This window comes from Mesorhizobium sp. WSM1497 (genome assembly GCF_001672455.2).
Taxonomy (GTDB): domain Bacteria; phylum Pseudomonadota; class Alphaproteobacteria; order Rhizobiales; family Rhizobiaceae; genus Mesorhizobium; species Mesorhizobium ciceri.
Genome location: NZ_CP021070.1, coordinates 4,472,237 through 4,497,812, shown reverse-complemented (window position 1 = coordinate 4,497,812; position 25,576 = coordinate 4,472,237). Strand labels below are relative to the sequence as shown.

15 protein-coding genes are annotated in these 25,576 nt (G+C 60.9%); 7 read left to right on the top strand and 8 right to left on the bottom strand.

Features of this window, described 5'->3' with window-relative positions:
• The first annotated feature begins 125 nt into the window (after positions 1-125).
• Positions 126-428 carry a DUF982 domain-containing protein gene (locus A9K65_RS22000; protein ID WP_027161576.1) on the top strand — a complete coding sequence of 101 codons (303 nt, stop codon included), beginning with the start codon at positions 126-128 and terminating at the stop codon, positions 426-428.
• Between the two features lie 109 nt (positions 429-537).
• On the opposite strand, the gene A9K65_RS21995 is transcribed toward A9K65_RS22000, so the two are convergent.
• From A9K65_RS21995 to A9K65_RS21985, 3 genes are read right to left on the bottom strand one after another with little or no spacing between them, the layout of a single operon-like run.
• Positions 538-1,344: a DUF1194 domain-containing protein gene (locus tag A9K65_RS21995; RefSeq protein ID WP_027161577.1), complete on the bottom strand. Its 807-nt coding sequence runs from the start codon at positions 1,342-1,344 to the stop codon at positions 538-540.
• 42 nt (positions 1,345-1,386) lie between these two features.
• The gene (locus A9K65_RS21990; RefSeq protein WP_086081341.1) at positions 1,387-2,088 is read right to left on the bottom strand and encodes a hypothetical protein; all 702 of its coding nucleotides are present in this window, start codon (positions 2,086-2,088) and stop codon (positions 1,387-1,389) included.
• A 48-nt stretch (positions 2,089-2,136) separates the two neighbouring features.
• The gene (locus A9K65_RS21985) at positions 2,137-3,135 is read right to left on the bottom strand and encodes a DMT family transporter (protein ID WP_064995877.1); all 999 of its coding nucleotides are present in this window, start codon (positions 3,133-3,135) and stop codon (positions 2,137-2,139) included.
• Between the two features lie 151 nt (positions 3,136-3,286).
• On the opposite strand from A9K65_RS21985, the gene A9K65_RS21980 reads away from it, so the two are divergent.
• The 5 genes from A9K65_RS21980 (at position 3,287) to A9K65_RS21960 (ending at position 9,937) form a co-directional block, all read left to right on the top strand.
• Positions 3,287-5,269, top strand: a complete 1,983-nt coding sequence (locus A9K65_RS21980; RefSeq protein WP_064995878.1) for a BTAD domain-containing putative transcriptional regulator — start codon at positions 3,287-3,289, stop codon at positions 5,267-5,269.
• 348 nt (positions 5,270-5,617) lie between these two features.
• Positions 5,618-5,818, top strand: coding sequence for a hypothetical protein (locus A9K65_RS21975; RefSeq protein WP_064995879.1), 201 nt, complete (start codon positions 5,618-5,620; stop codon positions 5,816-5,818).
• Positions 5,819-6,046: 228 nt separating this feature from the next.
• Positions 6,047-6,469, top strand: coding sequence for a metalloregulator ArsR/SmtB family transcription factor (locus tag A9K65_RS21970; RefSeq protein ID WP_084016349.1), 423 nt, complete (start codon positions 6,047-6,049; stop codon positions 6,467-6,469).
• A gap of 365 nt (positions 6,470-6,834) precedes the next feature.
• A complete protein-coding gene (locus tag A9K65_RS21965) occupies positions 6,835-8,604 on the top strand; it encodes a type I secretion system permease/ATPase (RefSeq protein WP_084016351.1) in 1,770 nt (589 codons plus the stop codon).
• Positions 8,591-9,937, top strand: coding sequence for an HlyD family type I secretion periplasmic adaptor subunit (locus tag A9K65_RS21960; protein WP_245321875.1), 1,347 nt, complete (start codon positions 8,591-8,593; stop codon positions 9,935-9,937). Before A9K65_RS21965 ends, A9K65_RS21960 begins: the two co-directional genes overlap by 14 nt.
• A 94-nt stretch (positions 9,938-10,031) precedes the next feature.
• On the opposite strand, the gene A9K65_RS21955 is transcribed toward A9K65_RS21960, so the two are convergent.
• Together A9K65_RS21955 and A9K65_RS35285 are read right to left on the bottom strand one after the other, a co-directional pair.
• Positions 10,032-21,146 carry a VCBS domain-containing protein gene (locus tag A9K65_RS21955; RefSeq protein ID WP_086081340.1) on the bottom strand — a complete coding sequence of 3,705 codons (11,115 nt, stop codon included), beginning with the start codon at positions 21,144-21,146 and terminating at the stop codon, positions 10,032-10,034.
• The gene (locus A9K65_RS35285; protein WP_157678550.1) at positions 21,053-21,631 is read right to left on the bottom strand and encodes a hypothetical protein; all 579 of its coding nucleotides are present in this window, start codon (positions 21,629-21,631) and stop codon (positions 21,053-21,055) included. The genes A9K65_RS21955 and A9K65_RS35285 overlap by 94 nt, the downstream gene beginning before the upstream one ends.
• Before the next feature lie 1,408 nt (positions 21,632-23,039).
• On the opposite strand from A9K65_RS35285, the gene A9K65_RS21945 reads away from it, so the two are divergent.
• A complete protein-coding gene (locus A9K65_RS21945; RefSeq protein WP_064994889.1) occupies positions 23,040-23,294 on the top strand; it encodes a hypothetical protein in 255 nt (84 codons plus the stop codon).
• 8 nt (positions 23,295-23,302) lie between these two features.
• Here A9K65_RS21945 and A9K65_RS36640 read toward each other — a convergent pair whose 3' ends face one another.
• From A9K65_RS36640 to A9K65_RS21930, 3 genes are all read right to left on the bottom strand, one after another.
• The gene (locus tag A9K65_RS36640) at positions 23,303-23,518 is read right to left on the bottom strand and encodes a hypothetical protein (RefSeq protein ID WP_348629607.1); all 216 of its coding nucleotides are present in this window, start codon (positions 23,516-23,518) and stop codon (positions 23,303-23,305) included.
• Positions 23,519-23,754: 236 nt separating this feature from the next.
• Complete coding sequence (locus tag A9K65_RS35280) at positions 23,755-24,114, bottom strand: hypothetical protein (RefSeq protein ID WP_064994890.1); 360 nt, start codon at positions 24,112-24,114, stop codon at positions 23,755-23,757.
• 252 nt (positions 24,115-24,366) lie between these two features.
• Entirely contained in the window at positions 24,367-24,693 is a 327-nt protein-coding gene (locus tag A9K65_RS21930; protein WP_064994891.1) for a preprotein translocase subunit YajC, read from the bottom strand.
• Positions 24,694-25,576 lie beyond the last annotated feature (883 nt).

Here is a 25,576-nt window from a genome sequence, read left to right as displayed (position 1 = left end):
GCACAGGTGATCGCCTTCGCCTGACAGATTTCTCAAAAAATTCCATTTTTTGGCTGGAACCAACCGGCTGTTGGTGCGTTTAGTGGGGTTCGATCGAGCGCATTGCGGTCGACCGGGAGGAAACGATGGATCAATTGCATTTCTTTTCGCCCGTGCGGATTTCGCGCGGGCAAGGACACCCTGCGGAAGAAATCGATAGTGTTGCCGAAGCCATGATGTTCTTGCGGAAATGGCCAACGGGACGGCGCGGTCCGGTTTATCAGTGCGCGCTGAACTGTTGCTCGGCCGCTTTGTCGGGCCAGATGTCGGCCGAGGAAGCAAGGAAAGCGTTCACCGGCTTTGCCCGCATCACGCGCCTTCTCGACGATGACATGGCTTTGCCGGTAGGCAGCGAAGGCAAGGCAAGCGTGCACGCATTGCGGCGATAGGCTGTTGTCCTGACGGTCCTACAAGGTCTCGCGCTGCAGCGGCGCGGGATCTCGTTGTGCAATGCGCTCCGGGATGGGGCCTCGAAAGTTCGTCCTACATGGCGCACTTTCACAGCGGACGGTCGTCGTTCATGCTTACTTCAGTCACGAGCTTGCGGCGAAGCGCCATGGTGTAGTCGTCTGGCCCCTTCGGCGTCATGACGAAGGCCTGGGAACCGCCAATGACCGATTTGGCAAAATAGGATGCCAGAGGTTGGTCGGGATTCTCATCCTCCGTCGGGATGGCGATGGCATTGATCGTATATCCCTTGGCTATGGCGTTCGACCTGCTCGGCTGGACGGGAAGCCCGTCGTTGTTCTCGCCATTGGAGGAGATATCGATGACTTTCTTTGCGGCCTTTCCCGGGAACTGGTCGAGCAGGAGACTGCCGATGTCGATAGCCGAGGAGACGGATGTTCCGCCACGCCCTCTGCGGATGAAGCCGGTATCGCCTTTCCTGCTGATCACCGCAGCCGCCGCTTCGGCATCTTCCAGTCCGCAGATGCTTGTCCACGGCAGCACGACGCGCGCGTGTCCGGGGCTCGACCACTCAAAATAGGCAACGCCGATGCAACCAATATAATTCCGGCTGATGGCGGCGATGATCTCTGGCGAGGTGAGTGCCGCGGCATGTCCCTCGCGTTGCATATCGGCGATCTTCGGATCGATGGATGACGAAAAGTCGACCGCGAACACGATGGCGACGTCAACGTTCGCGGCATGGGCAGAGACCCCCCAAAACAGCGAAGCTGCAAGTATTCCTGTCATTCTCGAGATTGAACCGGCCGGCGTCAGGAGACTGCCCCAGCCTGTCATCCGCACCCGTTCGCGAAAGGGTGGGGGGCCGGCGTCCTGATGATACACACTGCCAAACATGTCATTCTCCATCTCGACATCCGGTCGTTTCAAAAAGCGGGTTCAACATGTGAAAATTTGGCGGGTGGCCTTGGTGCCCACGCCGAAGAGCAGCAGATCGGCCTTGGTCCACAAGAGATAACAGCCGAGCAAGGTCAGTGGCATGGCGAGGGCCGCGAAGGAGCCGCTCCACCAGACCTCAGGCAAAGCGCGGGCGAGGGCCACTGTCGTCGCCAGCATTGCCGGCAACCGGCTGGCGAGCACCGCACTGCGGAACGGATCGGGCCAAGCGGCCGGCCAGATCGAAATTGGCGTGCCGGGCCTGTGGAAGGTGCTGCCGAATTTGCCCAGCGCATGCAGCAGGCCGGAGGTCGCCGCAAGCAATGGATCGCCGAGCAGCAACAGGGCAATGCCGAGCCCGATCGCACCCAGGCCCGACAGGAAGTCGCCTAGACGGTTGAGGGCGGGATCGGGAGCATCCGGCCTTGCCCAGGCCCGGTGATAGGCCTCGCCGCCCCAGAAGAAGACCAGGGTGGTCAAGGTCAGCGCAACAGTGCCATGGCTGCCAGCGAAATATTCGATCACCGCCATGGTGACGCTGCTTCCCTCATGCAAGCCGACCGGCGCGGTGGCAATCTGGATCGCCAGACCGACAATGAGGCCGAGCGCATTGCCGCTGTTGTAGTAGCCACCCGGTCCCTTCATGCGGGCGCGAAGCGCCGATACCAAATGTGCGACCGGAAGAAGGATTGTCCGCGCATCCATCACTGCGCCCCCGCGACAAGTCCGGCCGGGTCTGGAATACGTTTCGCATCACCGGCAAGGGCCATCACATTCCTCCACTGGACCTGAATTGTTGGGATGACGATCGCCCGCCCAATTTGCGGCGGCAGCTGCAAAGGCAGGGGCCGCGTCGAAGGGTTGAACCGAAGCGGTTCGCAAGGACGTGCGTGCCTGCGGCGCTCGGTTCGACATTGCAACGGACAGGATGGCACCCAGGATGATGCCGGCACCCAAGACGCTCGCGGACGAGCTCCGCTCGCCGAGAAAGATTGCCGCGCCCAGCGCCCCGAAAACGCTTTCTGCGCTGACGATCACGGCGGCGTGGCTGGCCGGCGTAAAGCGGAGGGCAACCGTCTGTATGCCGAAGGCAATCGCAGTGGAGAACACGCCGAGGATCGCCAGTTCCGGGCCGGCTGCGAATGCGGCGGCCAGCGACAGATTGCCTTGCATTGCACCGAGCGGCAGGGCGAAGGCTGCGGCGCCGAAGAACTGTGTCGCGGCAGCGGTGAACGGCCGCGCATGCACCTGCATGTGCCGGCCCAGCTCGACTGCCCAGAGCGCATAGCAGGCAGCCGAGAGCACAGCGGTAAGATCGCCACTGCTGAACCCGGCTATCCCATCCGACAACAGCAGGGCTCCAACAAGGGTCAATCCGGCGGCGATTGTAAGACTCGCTGTCGGACGTTCGCCTACGAGAAACCAGGCGGCCAGCGGTGTCATTACCGTTGCCGTGCTTACCAGGAAGCTCGCATTGGTGACGGAGGCCCCGAGATAGCAAAGCTGCTGGAGCGTGATGGAGATGGCAAACAGTGCGCCCACCTTGGCCAAGCTGGAAAAATAGTCCGGCCCGAGCGGAAGCCGCTTCTCCATGAAGACAAAGGGCAGCACAAGCAGCCCGCCGATCAGGCATCGCAGACCCACAGCACTCATCGCGTCGAGATGCACAAGCACCATCTTTTGCGAGACATTGCCGAAGCCCCACAAAGCGGCTGCAAACAGCAGCAGCAAATTGGCTCTTGTCCTGGACACGCACCCCCCTCGAACCAAGCCTTTCGTTGACTTGGTCGCCTTAATTTAGCAAAGCCTAAACAGTCTGCCGTTACGGCAGCGCTTGAGCGCGAAGGCCGACTGTTGCGAAGCGTTAGTTTTGAGTTAGGATTTCGTCAGGCTGGGATAGCAAATGCAAAGTGAGGACAGCGGCGCTGCAAATAGAATCTCACTCTTCGGCGGTTTCCGGATTGAAAATGAAACGGCCGGCCCGCTTCGGCTGACCGGGAAACGAGGGCCGGCAATCATCGCCTATCTGGCCCGGTGTCCGGGCATGGCGGCGACGCGGGAGAGGCTGGCTGACCTCCTATGGAGCGACAGCGACGCTGAACATTCGCGCAACAGCCTTCGGCAGGCCCTCAGTGTCCTGCGCCAGGATCTGGCGCGAGAGGGGGTGGATCTCATCCATTCCAGCGGTGAGTTGATCGCCCTGAGGCCAGAGCTGGTTCAAGTCGACGCGGAGAAGTTCGAAACGGGTCTCTCGGCCCGTTCCGCCCAGGAGCTCGCGAAGGCCTTGGCGAACTACACCGGGCCCTTCCTCGACGGGCTTTATCTGGGAAGCAATGCGTTCGATGGCTGGATCACATCGGAACGCGACAGGCTGCTCGGCCGCGCGCTTGAGTCCTTCGAAAAACTGGCCCGTCTCGTCGACCCCGATGCCGGGCTGATCCTGGCCGATCGTATTCTGACCATGGAACCGACACGGGAGGAATCCTATCGGCTCAAGATGGAATTGCTGCTCGCATGTGGCCAACGCGACAGGGCAATCAGGACATACGAAGCTTGCAGAAGCATGCTGAAGAAGGAGTTCGGCGTCGAAGCCGGCCCTGAAACGCGGGCGCTTTGGCAATCTCTGTTGCTCGCCGCCGACGACGCTTCAAATGTGCAGTCGACAAATGGTGTTCCGTCCAGCCAGCGCCTTGGGCGTCCGTCCATCAGCGTTGCCGACTTCGTCAATCTGACCGGAAAGCAAGGCGACGACTTCTTCGCAAAGGGACTTGTCCAGGACATCACGACAGCCCTCTCCGAAGTGGCCGACTATGTCGTGCTCGCCGCGCTTCCGCCCGAGAAGAGCGGCCCAGGCGAAGAAGCCAAGACACCAGGGATACTCCGGGCGCGATATATGCTCAGCGGCAGCGTCCAGAGATCCGGCAATGGGTTGAGGGTGAATGTCCAGCTCGTCGATGCCGCCGGCGGCCACCACGTCTGGGCCCAGAAGTTCGACGGCCACTCCGAGAACGCGCTCGAATTCCAGGACAGGATCGCACAGTCTGTTGTTCTTGCCGTGATCCTCGAACTTCAACTGACCAACTGGAAGGTTCGAGACAAAAGCCCGCCAGGGATCCCTGAAGTGCGCAGGCTGGTGAACGAAGCCCTCATGAAATATTTTGAGATGACTCGGGACTCACTTTTGGTCGGGATAGAGCTCGCCGAGAAGGCCTTTTCGATAGGTCCCGACAACGCCCGTGCAAAGCGGACGCTCTCAATCGTAATATCCATGGGCGTGGCGTTTGGTGCGCTGCCTCGGGAGCGTGGGGTGATCGAGCGTGCGGTCGAGCTTGCGGAAGCCGCAGTACGGGCGGTACCGGACGATGAAATTGCCCGATGTATTCTGTCGTTCGCTCTCGAAAGTTGCGGTCGCATCGACGAGGCGATCGCCGAATGCCGCCACGCGATCAGCCTCAACCCAAGCTACCCGACTGGCCACGGCGATATTTCGATGCTCTTTGCGTTGCGCGGACAGGTCGACGAAGCGGTGCGTGAGGCCAACGAAGCGATCCGGCTCGGAACGCACGATGTCATCGACTTCTGGCGCCACCACGGCCTGGTTGTGGCGCTCTTCGCTGGCGGAGACAACCAGCGGGCGCTCGAAGCCGCCCGCAAAGTGGTCAGGACAAAGCCTGGCTTCGTTCGCGGCGCCCTTTATTGGGCCGCGACCGCGTCGGCCACCGGAAACAACGAAGAAGCGTCCCGGGCCATCCACCATTGCCTGTCACAACTTCCGCATCTCAATCTGAGCAACGTCTGCCCTGGCTTTGTGCCGCGCTATGTAAAGGATCATCATCATTCCCGGTTCCTTGAGATGCTGTCGAGGGCTGGCCTTCCCAGTTCCTAGCCACATCGTTGGCGCAGACACCGTCATACGAAGCTGGAGGGTTCCGTCCTCCGCCCAGGCATCGAAAGCAGACGACGCGTTGGCAATTCCGGCCAGGTCGACCTATACGCTACCCTGCGATTGAGGTATTCGACGCCCCACGCCGTGGCGCCGGCCAGTCATCCGCCGATTTGCGGCTTGGGCCTATCATGGCGCGTGATAGAGCCCGTACGACGCGATCCAACCTGTCGAAGTTATGAAGCATGAAAGATTATCAAAGGTTTAGGGTAGCCATAGCGCCCATGATGGATGGGGCAGATAGATAAGTAAGATCAGACAGTTGCGGGAGACCGTGTGCAAAAATCGCACATGAAAGTTCTGCTTCTCTTCTTTTTTCGTTCCCGCGACGTAGCCGCCCACAGCTTTATTTTGAAGCTCTTTTCGCCCACGATATTAACCTTTCCACCGCAGGCGTTCTCTGCAATATCCGTGGAAGCTTTTCGAATGGTCTGTCTTACTCCGCCAACCGAATTACCCGTGCTGATGAAAGAGATTGGCAAGTCCGGCTAGGCCGTGGGACAGCCTTGATCATGGAGGCGTCCGCTCATGATCGGGTGTCCGAGTCGGAAGAAGGCTACCGCCAAGATGAACTCGGCCTCACCACCCAAGCGCATTGCCATCCTCACCAACCACATGAAGGGCAAGGGCTCGCATCATGCTGGAGAGCGGACTCGTTTAGCATATGCTTGACCAGAGAAGCGTCGTACTGCTTCTGCTTAGCTGAGTGAGGCAAAGTGCATGACTGCATATGTTAAACAAGGTCTTGTGGAAATCGGGGCGAACCCTGCTCCGCGGCGGCGTCCGACCAAGCGCCCTTCCTTCCGCGAACGGGTGGCGGTCGCGGCGCGGTTGCTTGCTGCCCTCGCCAACGACAAGCGCCTGTTGATACTCATTCATTTGATGGATGGCGAAAGAACGGTGTCAGATCTGCTCTCCCCAGTGGGCTGTACCAAGCACTCCATTTCGCTACATCTAAGAGAGCTCGTCGAACATGGAGTTCTCGAGTGCCGCGCCGAAGGCTCCTGGCGGTATTATTCCTGCAAGTCCGAAGAAGCCAAGGCTCTCATCAGGTTGCTTGATGATCTGGCCAGAAATAGCGAGCTTCCAGCATTTCCATCTTGGGTTCCGCAGCGACCTTGCAGAAAGAGGCGATCAAGTTAGGCCGTCCGATTGGCTTGACAACTATTGTTCGCTCCAACGAGTTGCGAGCGCGTCACAAAGATCGAAACACACCATGGGACAAGCTTGATCAAGGCCGGTAAAGAGGTGTGGCCACCACAACCAGCGCAGGAAGAGTAAGGACATCAGGTTTGTCGAGCCAGTTGATGGAGAGCCTGGTTTATGCGTGCGCGCAGCGGCCGGCGAGCATCCCTCAAATGCATGATTTTCACTGGCATAGCGCCTCAGTCGGCGTCGGCCCTCTTTACTATGGCTCGCAAAAGAATCGCGGCCGATAGCGTGACAACGTCGAATGATATATAACGATTGCCTAATGTGCGTGCATTTCGCTGGGGGCAATTTTGGGCATGTCCAGTTCTACAAACCGAAAGGTGCTATCGAGAAGCGTGGTCGAAATGGGCCTATTCTCCGCGGTGATGAACACCCTGGTGTTAATTCTGCCCCTCTACATGCTGCAGGTATATGATCGGGTTTTGCCCGCTGCCAATCTGGATACTCTCACCTACCTGACCTTGCTTGCCCTCTCGTCGCTTTTGCTGTTCGGAGTGCTCGAAGTCGTGCGGGGTGTATATGCAAGCCGACTCGCGGCGCGGCTCGATGTCTCTTTGGGTGCATCGTCTTTTCTCGCCGCAATGAGCGGTCCCCGCGCTGGGCTCGGCGATGTCCAAGCCTTGCGAGACCTGGCCACCCTGCGAGGTTTCATCGCTTCACGAACGATTTTCTTTCTCTTCGACCTTCCTTTCGGGCCAATCTTCGTGGGCCTCCTGTATTTCATTCATCCGTTGCTTTTTCTGGTAACGGTCATCGGGGCGGCTCTCATGGTCGCCCTCGCCGTGCTGAACCAGGTCGCGAGTTCGCGACCTGGTAAGGAGGCGGCGGAAAATCTTAGCGCCTCAATGAATTCGGCGCAGGCCTTCGCCCGAAACTTCGAAACGGTTCGCGCGCTCGGCATGGTGTCCAATGCAATAGAGTTCTGGGGGACCCGTTTTTCCGGCTCTCTGCACGCTTCGGACGGGCTCGCCCGCGTCAACGCATTTTATGGCGGTGTGTCCCGCACCACTCGATCGGTACTGCAAATCGCGATATTGGGTGTCGGCGCTTATCTGGTTCTTCACAACGAGATGACCGCCGGTATGATATTTGCGTCCTCGATGATTTCGGCGCGCGCTCTGCAGCCTCTTGATCAAATCATTGGGAGCTGGCGGCAGATTATCGATGCCAATCTTGCATGGAAGAGGCTTTCGGCTGGCCGATCGAAGTTAGTTCCAAAGGAAAATATTGCATTGCCGACGCCCGAAGGGTCTTTGGGCGCGGATCAGGTAGTTTATCATCTTCCAGGTTCGGCCGATGGCGCGCTACCGCTCATAAAGCGGGTGACCTTTGAAGTCCCCGCTGGCGAAACAGTCGCGATCGTCGGGCCAAGTCAGGCTGGAAAATCGACTCTGGCGCGCCTCATAGTCGGTGCCATTGAGCCCCGTTCTGGGGTGATCCGCATCGATGGCGGCGATATGCGAAGCTGGGATCCGGAGGAGCTCGGCCGTCATATCGGCTATCTTCCGCAGGACGTGGAACTCTTCCCGGGAACCATCGGCCAGAACATTGCGCGTTTCGAGCCGGACGCGCCCGATGAGAAATTGGTTCAAGCAGCCCAGGAGGCGCAGGTGCATGAGCTCATCCTGGGCCAGAGGGATGGATATTCGACAGTGATCGGCCCGACCGGCGTTCGCTTGTCGGGTGGCGAGCGTCAGCGCATTGGGCTTGCGCGCGCCTTCTACGGCGATCCCAAGCTGTTGGTTCTCGACGAGCCCAATGCAAATCTCGATTCCGACGGCGAAGCCGCGCTCGAGCGGGCGATCATCCAGGCGCGGTCACGAAAAACGACCGTGCTCGTCATCACCCATCGGCCCTCGCTCGCTTCCAAATGCGATCGCATACTCATGCTGCGCAATGGCCAGGTCGAGATCTACGGTTTGACCAAGGACGTGCTCGACCGGCTTGCCGAGCGACGTGGTCAAGCGGCGGCGGCGGCGGCCGCTCAGTCGCATGACAATGAAGGAGTGGTGCCTTTCCCGTCACCAGGTCGCGTGGAGATAAAGGTCGCCAATGACGGTTCCTAGCCAAACCATGCAGGCGGTCGGCAAGACGTATCGCTGGCAGCGCAACATCGATACACGCACAGATCGGATCACGCTGGCGGGATATGCAAGCGTGGCCGTTTTCGTGCTCGGCTTCGGGTTCTGGGCAACCACTGCACCGATTGGGGGAGCGACGATCGCGCCGGGCGTGGTCGCAGCAGCTGGGCAGAACGTCATGATCCAGCATCTCGAAGGAGGCGTCGTCACAAGCATCAAGGTCCGGGAAGGCGACAGGGTCTCAAGAGGCCAGGCCCTGATCGTGCTCGATCCGACGGTGGCGCAGTCCCAGCTCAACCGCGTTCTCAAGCAGTGGGTTGCACAAAAGGCTGAAATCGCGCGGCTCGAAGCAGAACGGGACGGTCTGGAGAAAATTGTCCTGCCCGGTGACCTGGGAGCCTATTCGGGCGCGGCTGAATTCAGCGACGTCTTTGCACAGCAGACAAAGGAATTTCAGGCGCGATTGGCGCGGTATACCGCGGAACAGGCGATTTTGATGCAACGGGTGGCAGCCCTTCAGGAAGCCGTTGCCGGCCTGAGAGCGCAGAAGAAAGCTGCAGAAAACCAGCTCGCGATCGTCAATACGGAAACGGAACGCAAAAAGCGCCTGTTGGAGAGAGGACTGACAAATCGTTCGGAATATACCGATCTTCTACGCAGCACCGCCGACCTGGTAGGCCAGGCGGGATCTCTGGAGGCGCAGATCGCCACCTCGGCTACCCAGACCGTGGAAGCGCGTCAACAGATCGAGCGGCTTACGACCAGCCGGGTCGAGGACGCCGTGACCGACATGAACAAAGCTCGGGCACAGGTCGCCGACCTCGAGGAACAAATCAACGCTGCTCGATCGGTCCTGGACCGGACGACCATCCGGGCGCCGGTGGATGGCATCATCGTTCGATCGCTCTACAATTCTCAGGGCAGCGTCATCAGAGCGGGAGAGATGGCGATGGAGCTCCTGCCGACCACGAACGAGCTCATCGTCGAGGCCAGGATAAAGCCCGAGGATATCGATTCCATCCGGATCGGGCAGGACGCAAACATGATGTTCACGGCGCTGAATGCGCGCACGACGCCGAAAGTGCCCGGAAAGGTGTTCTACATTTCGGCGGACCGGCTGATAACACCCAGCACGGGACTGCCCTACTTCACCGTCCGGCTTAAAATGGCCGACAAGCTGCCACCGCAGGTCAAGCCCGAGCAGATCTATCCGGGCATGCCGGTCGAAACGTTCATTTCAACCGGCGAACGGACGTTTTTGGCCTACCTGACCAAACCCCTGGTGGATTCGTTCCAGCGCGCCTTTAGGGAGAGATAGCTCGCCCTGCCTCCTTGATATCGCAAGTATCAGATATGAAGCGGGCGCCGGATCAATCCGGCGCCCGCTCCTTATTGGAGCGCGCGGCTTCACGTCACACGAAGTGGAAGTCGTCCGCTGGATTATACGCGACCGCGGTCCGGCCGGTGCCATCGTCAGCGAGCGTAAAGGTGCCCGTTTCGTAAGCGCCGAGCAGGTGGAGCGTGGCGTCATGAGTGCCGTCCGAAACCAGCAGCGTTCCCCCACTTCCGTCCTGGTTTGCCTGATAGATAGCGGATGTTCCGGTGTTGAACAGGATGTCACCGAAATCGATCTTGTCATCACTCGTCATGCCGGCGATGCTGCCGCTGAAATCGAACGAATCGTCCAGCCGCAATGTGCCGGCAGCATCCGCCGCGAAAATGACGTCCGAGGAAGAGGCGGCGTGAAACTCCAGCTGCGACATGTTTCCAATGATGGCATCGCCGTCTCCGGTAACCTGGCCGTCTATCGCGATATCACCCCCATTGGCCCAGATCAGTCCGGAATTGGCGACGGCACCGTTGATCGTCAGGCCACCCGACCCCGTTGCCTCCAGTGTTCCGGAATTGGAGACGGTGCTGCCGCCGGTGTTTATAACCAGCGCGTGGGTGCCGGTGGCGATGATTGTGCACTGATTGTCCAGACCCAGCAGGCCGCCGCCGAGTTGACCGGCGCCGGAGATGGTGTTGTCGATATTGGTCAGAGTGACATCGGCGGCCGTGCCCGAAATCACGTTCGCGTCACTGTCGGACAGGATGATCTGTCCGCCGCCCTGCAGCGTTATGCCGTGCTGGATGAGCTGCAGCAGCGTATCGCTACCGTTCGAGTCGAGCGAGATAAGGCCGGTATTGTTGATCGTGCCGCTCAGCGGCAGCAATGCGCCATCACCGATCGTCATGGTTCCGGCATTGTTGACCACCGGCGTCTGGTCGAAGACAAAATTGCTACCAGTCAGCGCGGCTGAGTGCACGCCATCCAGCATGATCGACTGCCCGTCGCCAAGCGTGATCACCGCGTTGCCGTTGGCGTCGTCGGCCAGGTGCGCCTGGACGTCAGCGAAACTCGCGAAGCCGGAATAGCCGATCAGGTCGATCTTGTCCGCGTCGAAGCTATGCACGGTGTCGTTTCCGATGGGCTGCGAGAAGACAAACAGGTCGTTCCCGCTGGAACCTGTCAGAACGTCGTCGCCGGACCAGGCAAAGATCGGCGAACCCGGCGCGTAAGCTTCGACATTGTCGGTGATCATGGCGAGCCCGGTGCCGCCGGTGGAATCGATCCAGGTTTGCGACATGTGCAGCGAAAGTGCGCCAGCGTAGTCTCCTGGCGAGGTCACGGCGAGCGCGGTGACGTCGTTTGTTTGCACTGACCACGTGCCATCGCCGTTGTCGATGCCCTGGCTGACTGTCCATCCGACGGGAACTCCGCTGATGGATACGCTGATCGAGCCGACATGATCCGCCGGATTGGTCAGGCCAAGGTTGATAGCTTCGCCTGCAGCGCCTGCAGGCGCCACATGCGCGCCGCTGACGTTGGTCAACGTCACATTAGCGAGTTCGACCAGCGTGTATCCGCCGGCGTTGCCATTAGTGGTAGCAGTCTGTTGGTAGACAAAGGTATGATTGCCGATAGCGCCTGATGTCGTGAATGCAACGGTAGAACCTGCGTTGCCAATGTCACTTCCTAAGAGATATTGAACGACAGCGGCAAGACTGCCAGTTGACGTGACGGTCAGCGGAGCGGTGAAAGTGTCTGTACCAAAGAAAGTGGCAATCCCGTTCGTAACATTGTGGGATTGGACAGTATCACCCCCGATCGTCAGGGTTGAATCGCCGGCTCCATTGACGTTTCCGGAAGTTGCTGATGCCCCGACAATTGGCAGATCGAGAATGTCGCCGCCTGCGGTCGTGTTGAAGTCAGTGATGACGTCGTACCCGGATATTGTGCCGCTATTTCCGGCGCCGGCAATCGTCACCGTGGAGTGGCCGGTGTTAATTATGAAAGTGTCAATGCCGCCATTGCCGGTCATTGTATCAGCACCAGTGCCACCGGTGATGCTGTCTGCACCTGAGCCGCCTTTGATTATGTCGATGCCCGACGAGCCGGTAATAGCAAGCGCTTCGCTCTGATTCGTCAGATCAAGAGTCAAACCGGATGCCGTCAGCGTCACTGCTTCTATGTTAACAATTTGTGCGTCGCTGGTGCTGGTGAAATTGGCGCCGACCTGAAGCGTATCACTGTTTGCACCGCCATCGAGCAGGATGTCGCTCTGATCACCAACGATCGTGTCGGTGCCACCACCGCCCATCAGTGTATCGCCGCTGCTCCTTCCAACCAAGATATCGTCCCCATTCCTCCCGACTAGGACATCGTAACCGCCAAGCGATCCACTAACGATAGCGCCCCCTAAATCTTTGTTGCCGTTATTAGATATATCAAGATATGAGGCAATATACGTGCCGGGAGTTCCCGGAGCTCGATATGCTGTGTAAGCGCCGTCGGTTTGAAGGTCTGAGCTGTTCGATGAGTTATCGACGATCAGCTTCCAGACCAACACTCGCCCATCATTAAGGGTAACGGAGAGGAAGTCATTTGCTGCCGATCCAGGTGCCGTAAATGAAATATTACCCCCGGCAATGGTTGCCGTACTGATAAATGCTCCGCTTGAATCCTGTACCCTGGCCGAAGTTATCGAGTTTAGATCGTTGGTAACATCTGAATCGTTGGCGAGCAGCTGGGCGATTGACCAGCTGACGGCGGCGCTCTTAGTGACGATTAATGGCCAATCGGAGGACGTGGGCGGTGGTGCCGCGGTGACCGTCAGATTGACTGCCGCACTCGAGGTCGCCTGCCCATCGCTAACTGTATAGGTAAATGCCTGGAATGTGCTTCCAGAAAAACCCGTATTAGGCGTGTAGGTAATAGTTTTGTCAGCGTTTAGTGTAGCCGTTCCATTAGCGACATTAACCGCCACGCCCACTGTGACAGCCGAGCCATTGATCTGCGTCACGCTCAGTTGAGCATTAGTGTTGTCCACCTCGGTATCGTTGGCCAGCACGGAAATCTGAACTGGTACGTTCTGGGTCGTGGTTGCCGAATCCGCTACCGCCACAGGAGCATCATTGGCACCGTTGATGAAGACGGTGAGCTGCGCAGTATCGGTGAGGTTGCCCGGATCCTTGACCGTGTAGGTGAAGGTGTCGGTCAACGTGCCACCGACATTGAGCGCCTGGACGGTGGCATTGCTGTTGTTGACTGCATAGCTGTAGCTGCCGTCGGTGTTGAGCGTCAGCGTGCCATACTGGCCAGCCAGCCCGGTGCCGACCGTGCCGCTGGTTCCCGAGCCGGCCTCGGTGCCGGTGCGGATCGCCGAGACCACCAGCGAGGCGGTGGCGTTGTCGGCGTCGCTGTCGGCACCCGGTCCGGTGGTGATGACGTTGCCGGTCGCATTGCTGCCCGCAGTGCCGTTAGCGATGCCGCCCGCCTCAGTGGCTGAGCCGGCGTCGTCGGCCGCGATCGGCGCGTCGTTGACCGGCGTGACGCTGATCGTGACACTATGCGAGGCACTGCTGTCTGTGCCGTCGCTCGCAACCACGTTGACGGTCCGCGCCGCTGTTGTCGGCGTGTCGCTGGTGTTGTTGTAGACGATGCCGTCGAGGATCGTCTGGTAGGTGGCCTGTGAAGCCGAGCCTGTGATCGACAGAATGCCGGTGCTTGCCGTGTAGAGCACCGTCAGCCCGCTTGCGGCCGCCGTGGCGCTGGCGTTCAGCGACAGGGATTCGACCCCATTGCCATCGGGCCGCGCCGTTAACGTCGCCGTCAGTGACGTCAGGTTCGCCGAGTCGGCATTGGTCACCGTCGCCAAAGGTGCGATCACCAACGGCGTCTGCTCCGTGAACGAAGCCGTCGCGTCATTGCCGGCGCCCGCGCCGTTCAGATCAATGACCGGCGCGTCGTTGACCGGCGTGACGCTGATCGTGACACTATGCGAGGCACTGCTGTCTGTGCCGTCGCTCGCAACCACGTTGACGGTCCGCGCCGCTGTCGTCGGCGTGTCGCTGGTGTTGTTGTAGACGATGCCGTCGAGGATCGTCTGGTAGGCCGCCTTCGCGGCCGAGCCTGTGATCGACAGAATGCCGGTGCTTGCGGTGTAGAGCACCGTCAGTCCGGCGGCGGCCGCCGTGGCGCTGGCGTTGAGCGACAGGGATTCGACCGCGTTCCCATCGGGCCGCGCCGTCAGCGTCGCCGTCAGGGACGTCAGGTTGGCCGAGTCGACGTCGGTTACTGTTGCCAAAGGTGCGATCACCAGCGGCGTCTGCTCCGTGAACGAAGCCGTCGCGTCATTGCCGGCGCCCGCGCCGTTCAGATCAATGACCGGTGCATCGTTGGTGCCGGTGATGGTCACCGAAACCGTGCGATCCACGGTGCCGCCGTTGCCATCGTCGAGGGTGATGGTGAAGGTCTCGACCTTGGTCTGGTCCTTGGCGAGGTACTCCACGTCGCTATCGGCGACGCTGTAGTTCCAGGTGATCACGCCACCCAGGCCGGAGCCGGTGGTGTCGGAGGTGACGCTGGCGGTGAGGGCGCCGAGCGCGCCGGCCGAGGCCGTGATCGTTGGGCTGATGCTGTGGGCGTCGGTGAGGTCGACGTCGGTGAAGGCAATGGTGCCGGTGTCGGTGAGGTTGCCGAGCGGGGTGACCTGCTCGGTGACCGCGCCGGTGACGTCCGTCGCCGCCACGACCGGTGCATCGTTGGTGCCGGTGATGGTCACCGAAACCGTGCGATCCACGGTGCCGCCGTTGCCATCGTCGAGGGTGATGGTGAAGGTCTCGACCTTGGTCTGGTCCTTGGCGAGGTACTCCACGTCGCTATCGGCGACGCTGTAGTTCCAGGTGATCACGCCACCCAGGCCGGAGCCGGTGGTGTCGGAGGTGACGCTGGCGGTGAGGGCGCCGAGCGCGCCGGCCGAGGCCGTGATCGTTGGGCTGATGCTGTGGGCGTCGGTGAGGTCGACGTCGGTGAAGGCAATGGTGCCGGTGTCGGTGAGGTTGCCGAGCGGGGTGACCTGCTCGGTGACCGCGCCGGTGACGTCCGTCGCCGCCACGACCGGTGCATCGTTGGTGCCGGTGATGGTCACCGAAACCGTGCGATCCACGGTGCCGCCGTTGCCATCGTCGAGGGTGATGGTGAAGGTCTCGACCTTGGTCTGGTCCTTGGCGAGGTACTCCACGTCGCTATCGGCGACGCTGTAGTTCCAGGTGATCACGCCACCCAGGCCGGAGCCGGTGGTGTCGGAGGTGACGCTGGCGGTGAGGGCGCCGAGCGCGCCGGCCGAGGCCGTGATCGTTGGGCTGATGCTGTGGGCGTCGGTGAGGTCGACGTCGGTGAAGGCAATGGTGCCGGTGTCGGTGAGGTTGCCGAGCGGGGTGACCTGCTCGGTGACCGCGCCGGTGACGTCCGTCGCCGCCACGACCGGTGCATCGTTGGTGCCGGTGATGGTCACCGAAACCGTGCGATCCACGGTGCCGCCGTTGCCATCGTCGAGGGTGATGGTGAAGGTCTCGACCTTGGTCTGGTCCTTGGCGAGGTACTCCACGTCGCTATCGGCGACGCTGTAGTTCCAGGTGATCACGCCACCCAGGCCGGAGCCGGTGGTGTCGGAGGTGACGCTGGCGGTGAGGGCGCCGAGCGCGCCGGCCGAGGCCGTGATCGTTGGGCTGATGCTGTGGGCGTCGGTGAGGTCGACGTCGGTGAAGGCAATGGTGCCGGTGTCGGTGAGGTTGCCGAGCGGGGTGACCTGCTCGGTGACCGCGCCGGTGACGTCCGTCGCCGCCACGACCGGTGCATCGTTGGTGCCGGTGATGGTCACCGAAACCGTGCGATCCACGGTGCCGCCGTTGCCATCGTCGAGGGTGATGGTGAAGGTCTCGACCTTGGTCTGGTCCTTGGCGAGGTACTCCACGTCGCTATCGGCGACGCTGTAGTTCCAGGTGATCACGCCACCCAGGCCGGAGCCGGTGGTGTCGGAGGTGACGCTGGCGGTGAGGGCGCCGAGCGCGCCGGCCGAGGCCGTGATCGTTGGGCTGATGCTGTGGGCGTCGGTGAGGTCGACGTCGGTGAAGGCAATGGTGCCGGTGTCGGTGAGGTTGCCGAGCGGGGTGACCTGCTCGGTGACCGCGCCGGTGACGTCCGTCGCCGCCACGACCGGTGCATCGTTGGTGCCGGTGATGGTCACCGAAACCGTGCGATCCACGGTGCCGCCGTTGCCATCGTCGAGGGTGATGGTGAAGGTCTCGACCTTGGTCTGGTCCTTGGCGAGGTACTCCACGTCGCTATCGGCGACGCTGTAGTTCCAGGTGATCACGCCACCCAGGCCGGAGCCGGTGGTGTCGGAGGTGACGCTGGCGGTGAGGGCGCCGAGCGCGCCGGCCGAGGCCGTGATCGTTGGGCTGATGCTGTGGGCGTCGGTGAGGTCGACGTCGGTGAAGGCAATGGTGCCGGTGTCGGTGAGGTTGCCGAGCGGGGTGACCTGCTCGGTGACCGCGCCGGTGACGTCCGTCGCCGCCACGACCGGTGCATCGTTGGTGCCGGTGATGGTCACCGAAACCGTGCGATCCACGGTGCCGCCGTTGCCATCGTCGAGGGTGATGGTGAAGGTCTCGACCTTGGTCTGGTCCTTGGCGAGGTACTCCACGTCGCTATCGGCGACGCTGTAGTTCCAGGTGATCACGCCACCCAGGCCGGAGCCGGTGGTGTCGGAGGTGACGCTGGCGGTGAGGGCGCCGAGCGCGCCGGCCGAGGCCGTGATCGTTGGGCTGATGCTGTGGGCGTCGGTGAGGTCGACGTCGGTGAAGGCAATGGTGCCGGTGTCGGTGAGGTTGCCGAGCGGGGTGACCTGCTCGGTGACCGCGCCGGTGACGTCCGTCGCCGCCACGACCGGTGCATCGTTGGTGCCGGTGATGGTCACCGAAACCGTGCGATCCACGGTGCCGCCGTTGCCATCGTCGAGGGTGATGGTGAAGGTCTCGACCTTGGTCTGGTCCTTGGCGAGGTACTCCACGTCGCTATCGGCGACGCTGTAGTTCCAGGTGATCACGCCACCCAGGCCGGAGCCGGTGGTGTCGGAGGTGACGCTGGCGGTGAGGGCGCCGAGCGCGCCGGCCGAGGCCGTGATCGTTGGGCTGATGCTGTGGGCGTCGGTGAGGTCGACGTCGGTGAAGGCAATGGTGCCGGTGTCGGTGAGGTTGCCGAGCGGGGTGACCTGCTCGGTGACCGCGCCGGTGACGTCCGTCGCCGCCACGACCGGTGCATCGTTGGTGCCGGTGATGGTCACCGAAACCGTGCGATCCACGGTGCCGCCGTTGCCATCGTCGAGGGTGATGGTGAAGGTCTCGACCTTGGTCTGGTCCTTGGCGAGGTACTCCACGTCGCTATCGGCGACGCTGTAGTTCCAGGTGATCACGCCACCCAGGCCGGAGCCGGTGGTGTCGGAGGTGACGCTGGCGGTGAGGGCGCCGAGCGCGCCGGCCGAGGCCGTGATCGTTGGGCTGATGCTGTGGGCGTCGGTGAGGTCGACGTCGGTGAAGGCAATGGTGCCGGTGTCGGTGAGGTTGCCGAGCGGGGTGACCTGCTCGGTGACCGCGCCGGTGACGTCCGTCGCCGCCACGACCGGTGCATCGTTGGTGCCGGTGATGGTCACCGAAACCGTGCGATCCACGGTGCCGCCGTTGCCATCGTCGAGGGTGATGGTGAAGGTCTCGACCTTGGTCTGGTCCTTGGCGAGGTACTCCACGTCGCTATCGGCGACGCTGTAGTTCCAGGTGATCACGCCACCCAGGCCGGAGCCGGTGGTGTCGGAGGTGACGCTGGCGGTGAGGGCGCCGAGCGCGCCGGCCGAGGCCGTGATCGTTGGGCTGATGCTGTGGGCGTCGGTGAGGTCGACGTCGGTGAAGGCAATGGTGCCGGTGTCGGTGAGGTTGCCGAGCGGGGTGACCTGCTCGGTGACCGCGCCGGTGACGTCCGTCGCCGCCACGACCGGTGCATCGTTGGTGCCGGTGATGGTCACCGAAACCGTGCGATCCACGGTGCCGCCGTTGCCATCGTCGAGGGTGATGGTGAAGGTCTCGACCTTGGTCTGGTCCTTGGCGAGGTACTCCACGTCGCTATCGGCGACGCTGTAGTTCCAGGTGATCACGCCACCCAGGCCGGAGCCGGTGGTGTCGGAGGTGACGCTGGCGGTGAGGGCGCCGAGCGCGCCGGCCGAGGCCGTGATCGTTGGGCTGATGCTGTGGGCGTCGGTGAGGTCGACGTCGGTGAAGGCAATGGTGCCGGTGTCGGTGAGGTTGCCGAGCGGGGTGACCTGCTCGGTGACCGCGCCGGTGACGTCCGTCGCCGCCACGACCGGTGCATCGTTGGTGCCGGTGATGGTCACCGAAACCGTGCGATCCACGGTGCCGCCGTTGCCATCGTCGAGGGTGATGGTGAAGGTCTCGACCTTGGTCTGGTCCTTGGCGAGGTACTCCACGTCGCTATCGGCGACGCTGTAGTTCCAGGTGATCACGCCACCCAGGCCGGAGCCGGTGGTGTCGGAGGTGACGCTGGCGGTGAGGGCGCCGAGCGCGCCGGCCGAGGCCGTGATCGTTGGGCTGATGCTGTGGGCGTCGGTGAGGTCGACGTCGGTGAAGGCAATGGTGCCGGTGTCGGTGAGGTTGCCGAGCGGGGTGACCTGCTCGGTGACCGCGCCGGTGACGTCCGTCGCCGCCACGACCGGTGCATCGTTGGTGCCGGTGATGGTCACCGAAACCGTGCGATCCACGGTGCCGCCGTTGCCATCGTCGAGGGTGATGGTGAAGGTCTCGACCTTGGTCTGGTCCTTGGCGAGGTACTCCACGTCGCTATCGGCGACGCTGTAGTTCCAGGTGATCACGCCACCCAGGCCGGAGCCGGTGGTGTCGGAGGTGACGCTGGCGGTGAGGGCGCCGAGCGCGCCGGCCGAGGCCGTGATCGTTGGGCTGATGCTGTGGGCGTCGGTGAGGTCGACGTCGGTGAAGGCAATGGTGCCGGTGTCGGTGAGGTTGCCGAGCGGGGTGACCTGCTCGGTGACCGCGCCGGTGACGTCCGTCGCCGCCACGACCGGTGCATCGTTGGTGCCGGTGATGGTCACCGAAACCGTGCGATCCACGGTGCCGCCGTTGCCATCGTCGAGGGTGATGGTGAAGGTCTCGACCTTGGTCTGGTCCTTGGCGAGGTACTCCACGTCGCTATCGGCGACGCTGTAGTTCCAGGTGATCACGCCACCCAGGCCGGAGCCGGTGGTGTCGGAGGTGACGCTGGCGGTGAGGGCGCCGAGCGCGCCGGCCGAGGCCGTGATCGTTGGGCTGATGCTGTGGGCGTCGGTGAGGTCGACGTCGGTGAAGGCAATGGTGCCGGTGTCGGTGAGGTTGCCGAGCGGGGTGACCTGCTCGGTGACCGCGCCGGTGACGTCCGTCGCCGCCACGACCGGTGCATCGTTGGTGCCGGTGATGGTGATGGAAACGACCTGCGTTGCCGTCGAGCCGTGGCCGTCGTTGACCGTTACGGTATAATGCTCGACCACGCTCTGGCCGGCAGCAAGGTACTGTGAAGCCCCGTTGTTGAGGGCGTAGTGCCACTGGACCGAACCGCTGGCGGCGTTTGCGGCTTCACTGACAGCGTCGAGCGAGAAGGTGCCGAGCGCAGTTTCGCCGGCGGTCGAAACAAACGAAGCGGTATGGCCGTCACTGAGATCGACGTCGTTGAACGCAATCGTGCCGGCGGCGTTGAGCGAGTCGGTCGGCGAAGGCGTCGTGTCGGCATCTTCGACGACCGCGCCAACCTGTGCGCCGCTGGTGATCGAGACGATGTCGTTGGTGCCGGTGATGGTGATGGAAACGACCTGCGTTGCCGTCGAGCCGTGGCTGTCGTTGACCGTTACTGTATAATGCTCGACCACGCTCTGGCCGGCAGCAAGGTACTGTGAAGCCCCGTTGTTGAGGGCGTAGTGCCACTGGACCGAACCGCTGGCGGCGTTTGCGGCTTCACTGACAGCGTCGAGCGAGAAGGTGCCGAGCGCAGTTTCGCCGGCGGTCGAAACAAACGAAGCGGTATGGCCGTCACTGAGATCGACGTCGTTGAACGCAATCGTGCCGGCGGCGTTGAGCGAGTCGGTCGGCGAAGGCGTCGTGTCGGCATCTTCGACGACCGCGCCAACCTGTGCGCCGCTGGTGATCGAGACGATGTCGTTGGTCCCGGTGATGGTGACGGTCAACTGCGCGGTATCCGTGAGCCCGTGAGGGTCACGGACGGTGTATGTAAACACCTCAGTGACTGTGACCCCGTCCGCGAGCGAGTTGGTGTCCACATCGCTGTTGTTGAGCGTGTAGGTATAGGTTCCGTTCGCATTCAAGGTCAGTGAGCCATAAGTGCCCACTAATGCAGATCCGACCGTGCCGGCACTTCCAGATCCGGATTCCGTACCTGTCCGGAACGCCGACACGACCAGCGATGCCTGACCGTCGTCGGAATCCGTGTCGTTAGCCAGCACATTACCTGACGCCATGGGATCGCCGGGAAACGGTGTATTCCCCGGGCCAACGCCAGCCTCTCGCACGAGATCAGCTCCATTGGTATCGTTGACGCCGACGGGAGAGGTTGGGTCCACTCCGTAGCGCACCTGCTCAATCGCGGAGACCTTGAGGTTGATCGTAGTGAATGTGAATTCTGCTTGACCTGCCTGGCCAGTATTGGCGTTCGAATTTGCTGCGATGAAGGTGCGAAACTGGGCAATTTCAGCGTCAAACGCCGTCATAAATAACGAGTCGGCCAGTTGAGCATTGCTCAGGTAGATAACGAGCGTATCAATCTCGGCGGTGCCTTTCGCAGCATTGCCGTTACCGCCGTCGTAGATGTCGTAACCGGAAAAGGCTGTTTGTCCGGCGATTGTACCTGTGCCGTAAATCTGGGTTCCAATCTTGTACTGGTTTTCCCAAGCTCGATAGATAAGCGTGTCCGCTCCCGATCCGCCCAGAACCGTATCGAATCCGCTGCCGCCATCGAGCGTATCGGCGCCTGAACCGCCGTTCAGGCGATCGTCTCCCGCCCCTCCTGACAGCACGTCGTCGCCGCTGCCGCCGACCAGATTGTCGTTGCTGCTTGTGCCAATGGTGGTTGCCATGCCCCGCCCCTATCGCCCTTGTTGTTGTTGTTGTCACTCATGGGAATTGCCGGCGCCGTCGCGCCGCTTACCAGATTGTCGCTCAAAAATTGCAAACCTATTCGGGCAAGTTCGCCTTCGCCCACAAACGGCTTGATCCTGGGCTGAGCACCAGGATCAGATGAGTTCGCATTCGGACCAATGACATTCGTACAGACGCTAAGCGCCAACGATCGCGAGTCCGCCGGATACCGGATGTCGGATGGATCTTGGCAATCGGCAGACGCGGAGTTCATATCGGTTGAGGGGGAAAACTCATTGGCGATGGAGCAAAGTGCGATTCCGGCTAAATCGTTGCTCAACACATCGAGAGCAATAACGGTCAGTGGTGTAGAAATGAGGATGGTCGCATTTTCGGCAAAACTACATACATCGCCTCCGGTCGGCGTTGTATTTGGAAATGATGTTTTGGCTCCGTTGGCATCCGTGCTTTGACAAGAAGCCATTTAACCCCACCCCTTTTACTCGTACACGAGACAGATGCCCTCCACATCTGTTCACTGCCGCATTGACAGATTAGTCTTTCTCCACCTGAACAGTACGATCGACATGCGAATTTTGGCGTCCAGTCGCAGCAAGGCCACAGTGCCGCGATCAGCCAGACATCAACATGTCGTCCGAGTGTAAGGCTTGACCACAACATGTAGCCGGCGACGAATCTGGCAGCCGCGCTGCGTTTCCTTTAGTCTCCATGACGCCCTTTCCCGGCCTGCCGGTCAGGACCATTTTTTAGAAGGCGCTTATATTAACAAATTCTTAACGCCAATGAAGAGTAAGCGTCAACATCCAAATGGATGAACAGTTAACGCTGTCGATGTAATTAGCGTTGCGGGCTGCGGACCTGGGGCATGCGGCTGGCGACTAAACGAGGTCACAAGCACGCCGTCGTCGCCTTGGCGCGCAAGTTGGCGCCGATCATGCACCGCATCTATGGACCGGCTCCGCTGTGCAAGGGAATTCGAGACGAGGTGGCCTATTTCGAACGAAGTATGCTCCAGCCGTGGCAGTGGCAGGCGCGTGTCGAACCAGCGGCCGATACCGGTCTGGGGCTTGTAGGTGGAATGTCCCTCGCTCATTGAACTGTCCCTTCTCTCAGTCGATACGAATCTTGGTATCGGAAATGAAATGGAACACCGGGATCGCCATGTTCTCCGGCGCCTTCAATTTCCTGCCTGGTGCGGTGGCGCACGACGGCCGGCTTGCCGCGCCATTGCAAGACCATCGATGTTCCTGGTATCAGCGAAGAGACGGCGACCTCGACGGAAGCAAATGCCTCCGCAGGCGACGCTAGTTCGGCGATCTTTCGTGTTTGCAAGGATTGGTCATGATGACGGTCCCGTTGGTGATCAATATTTGACAGACCCGGCTGACGGGGTAGGCACTCCTGACCTGAAACTAGTTGGCAGGCCCGCATTTGGAGACGGATGAGTTAGGGTGCGGCCCACCTATTCATCGTTCTTTGTTTGTATTAAAGTCGTCGCACTGCCATTTTAAGTGGGATTATAATGGAGGAGGGGATAAACGTGCATATAATCAAATATGTCTTATGCGCGCTCGTTATCGGTCTCTCTTTGGTCGGATGCGCTTGCAAGAAAAGCCTACCGCAATCCGGAGACAACATGTCGAAAGCCACCAAATCAGAACTTCTTTGCAAGCCTGTTGGCGCAAAGTGCTCGAGCGATGACGAATGTTGCGACAAACTTTGCAATACCTTTTCAGGCGGATCCTTCAAATGTGAATAGGATTGCGGCGATAGAACTTCATACACGGCTCGCCCTCCCCAAAGGCGGGCCGTTTGCGTTTCATTAGCAAGTCCTGATACGCTCTCTTTTCCCAAAAGGAGAGGTCGCGAAAATGGCAAAGGCGAAAAAGGCCTTAATCTTCCCACGGCACATTTTGAACGAGGCGGGAGTTATCGCGGATTTCAAGAAGCTGGTTGAGGACTCCGAGAAGTCCGATGACTTCAAGCGCATCGCAAGAGCGGTTATTGCCGAGATGCTTCAATACCGTGCCAGGCAAAACAAGGTTGAAGCGAAAGAGCCCGTGAAACCTGCACCGACAAGGCGCCTCCCGCTTCTGGCGACGAAGAAGGCGGCTACCCAGCCGTAGGGGAATGGCTACCGTCTAGATTTCCGCCAGCCTGCGGCGCGGGCTTCCGCTTCAGAGCAAAACCACCGCTCTCCGTATTCCGGCCTGATGATCGTCTGTGAATAATATTTCTGGCCGGGGACGTGATAGATACGTTCCCCAGTGTCGATGCTGACATTTCCCTTGATGTTGCATCCAATGGAAAAGAGCGACGTGCTAGGAGCCGCGTCAGCCGCCAGTTGCATTAGGCTAGGAGCCGCGCCGATGATGCCAGGGTTCTGCGATAGCACCACGGCCACTGGCACCAAGATCAATGCGAATAGATACTCCAGCCGCCAAAAGCCGCGCCTCCGCTTGGTGGCACTTTTGCGCCAGCGGTTAGCCTGGTCTGCCCCTTCATGACGCCGCTGGACTTTGCCCACGCCCCTCACTCCCAAACGGAAGAATGCGACGTTTGCGTCGTTGAGTCCATAAGCCGGGCCTAATTCACCGGACCCGTGGTGTTCCACCGGATGAACGGAACTTCCGCCCCTGTCACGTCTCGCACCGCCTTCAACAGCACTTCATGAAAGTCTCGAACACGACTCGCAGGACTGGCGACGCCAGAGGATGTACAGGTGCTCCAATGCAGCATGAGCCCAAACAGCAAGCGCCGGACGACGAACTTCTGGCGACAAAAGCCGCCGGCAAGAGCGAGGTTCTTGAGGAAATCCCAGAACACGTCCCGGGCCTCGCTCCTGCCTTTCAGGCGGAAATCCGGCCGGCGCCAGAACTGTTTCCAAAGCAGCGCCGTCACGAGGCAATAGCCCGCCAGGATCAGGGCCGCGAGGCGGGTCGGCAACGCCGCCCAGGATCGCCAGGGACATGAAGACTTCGATACAGAATCCGCCCGCGATCATCACCGTCGCGAATGCGCGACCAGGGAGGCCTGGCCAATCGCCTGGTCGAAATTCAGCACTTTGTCCAGCGCGCTCAACGGCAAGAATAGCCCGACAAGCAGACAGCGCACCGTGAACGTGACGAGGATAGCCGGCATCGGACGGTTTCTTCGAAAGGCCGAAACGCGACCGTCAAATTGGTTCGCAAGCCGCGATCACAATGATGTTCTTTCCTCGTCAGGCCGCGAACCCTGACGGTGCTTTCTTACCCTAGCGATGGCCGACTTGTCGATGGTTATCACCCCGCCGCAGTCAATCCGCACCGTCAGCTTATTGGCTTCGCGATCGATGCGGATGATGTCTCCAACAAGAACAAGTTTATCCCCAGCTCGGGCTTTAGGTGGTGCATCCACCGAATAAGGAGGGTCGTAGGACGGAATGCTTACTCTGGCGCGTCCGCTAGGGAGAACCGTGATGACGGTAGAGGTCAACGCGACCTCGTCGCCAATCTCAAACTCCCGAGGCACACTGTAATGCAGCATGGGGCACCTCCGGTGCTTTCCAGATTAATGCTGGCAAACCAAGTTGGTTGCGTAAAATCTCGCAAATGGGGAGCCCACACTCCCCGCCATCCGAGACCGACGAACGCGAACGGCTTGAAACCGGTCTTTGGCTGGGAGGTCAGCCATTCGGCTTCGTTCTCAAGGATCGGGCCGGTCGGACTTCCCGAACATGGCCCCTTCCGAGGGCCACCAACGCATGATGTCCGTGCTTGGGGAGGCAGTCCGTGGAGAGATTCGGCCGATCAACGGATCGAGATTGGCCATCGCTGATCTTATACTGCCCCGGTACTGATCTCGCCGCAGCGTTTCAGCCGCTGCGCCGCCGTCCACGACGACGATCTCCTCGGTCGCTTGGCCGGCGTTTCCGTCGCGCGATGTCGGCGCGGTCGCTCTTAGGCGGTTCTCGACCTGTCCGGTTTCGGGCGATGGAATGCCAGCGCCACGCGCAACAGCCAGCCGCTGGCTTCCAATGACCTCAAAGCGTGAGGAACATCTGGTCGCCTGGATCGCACGCTAGCCTAGTTGAGGCCCCGACCAATCCTCGGCGACGGTGAGGATGAGCTTGGCGTCGGGGAATACTCGGCGAGTTCGCGCCAGAAATAGGCCGTCGGCCAGTCGACTGCCGCCTTCTAACCGGCGTAGACGACGCCCCAGTCCACCGAATCGCCGCGCTCGGCGGCGCGCATCAGGTCGCGGTGCTCGGGGTTAGAGTTGACGTCCTCCATGCGATGGCACCGCCCGAACCGAGCATCTCAAGCGCCAAAATCAAAGTGTGCGTGCCAGTGCGGCCGAACCCAGCCCGGATAACAGATTAGGCCATGCAATCCTCTTATGGCGGGAGCGGATCATAGATTGCACAGCG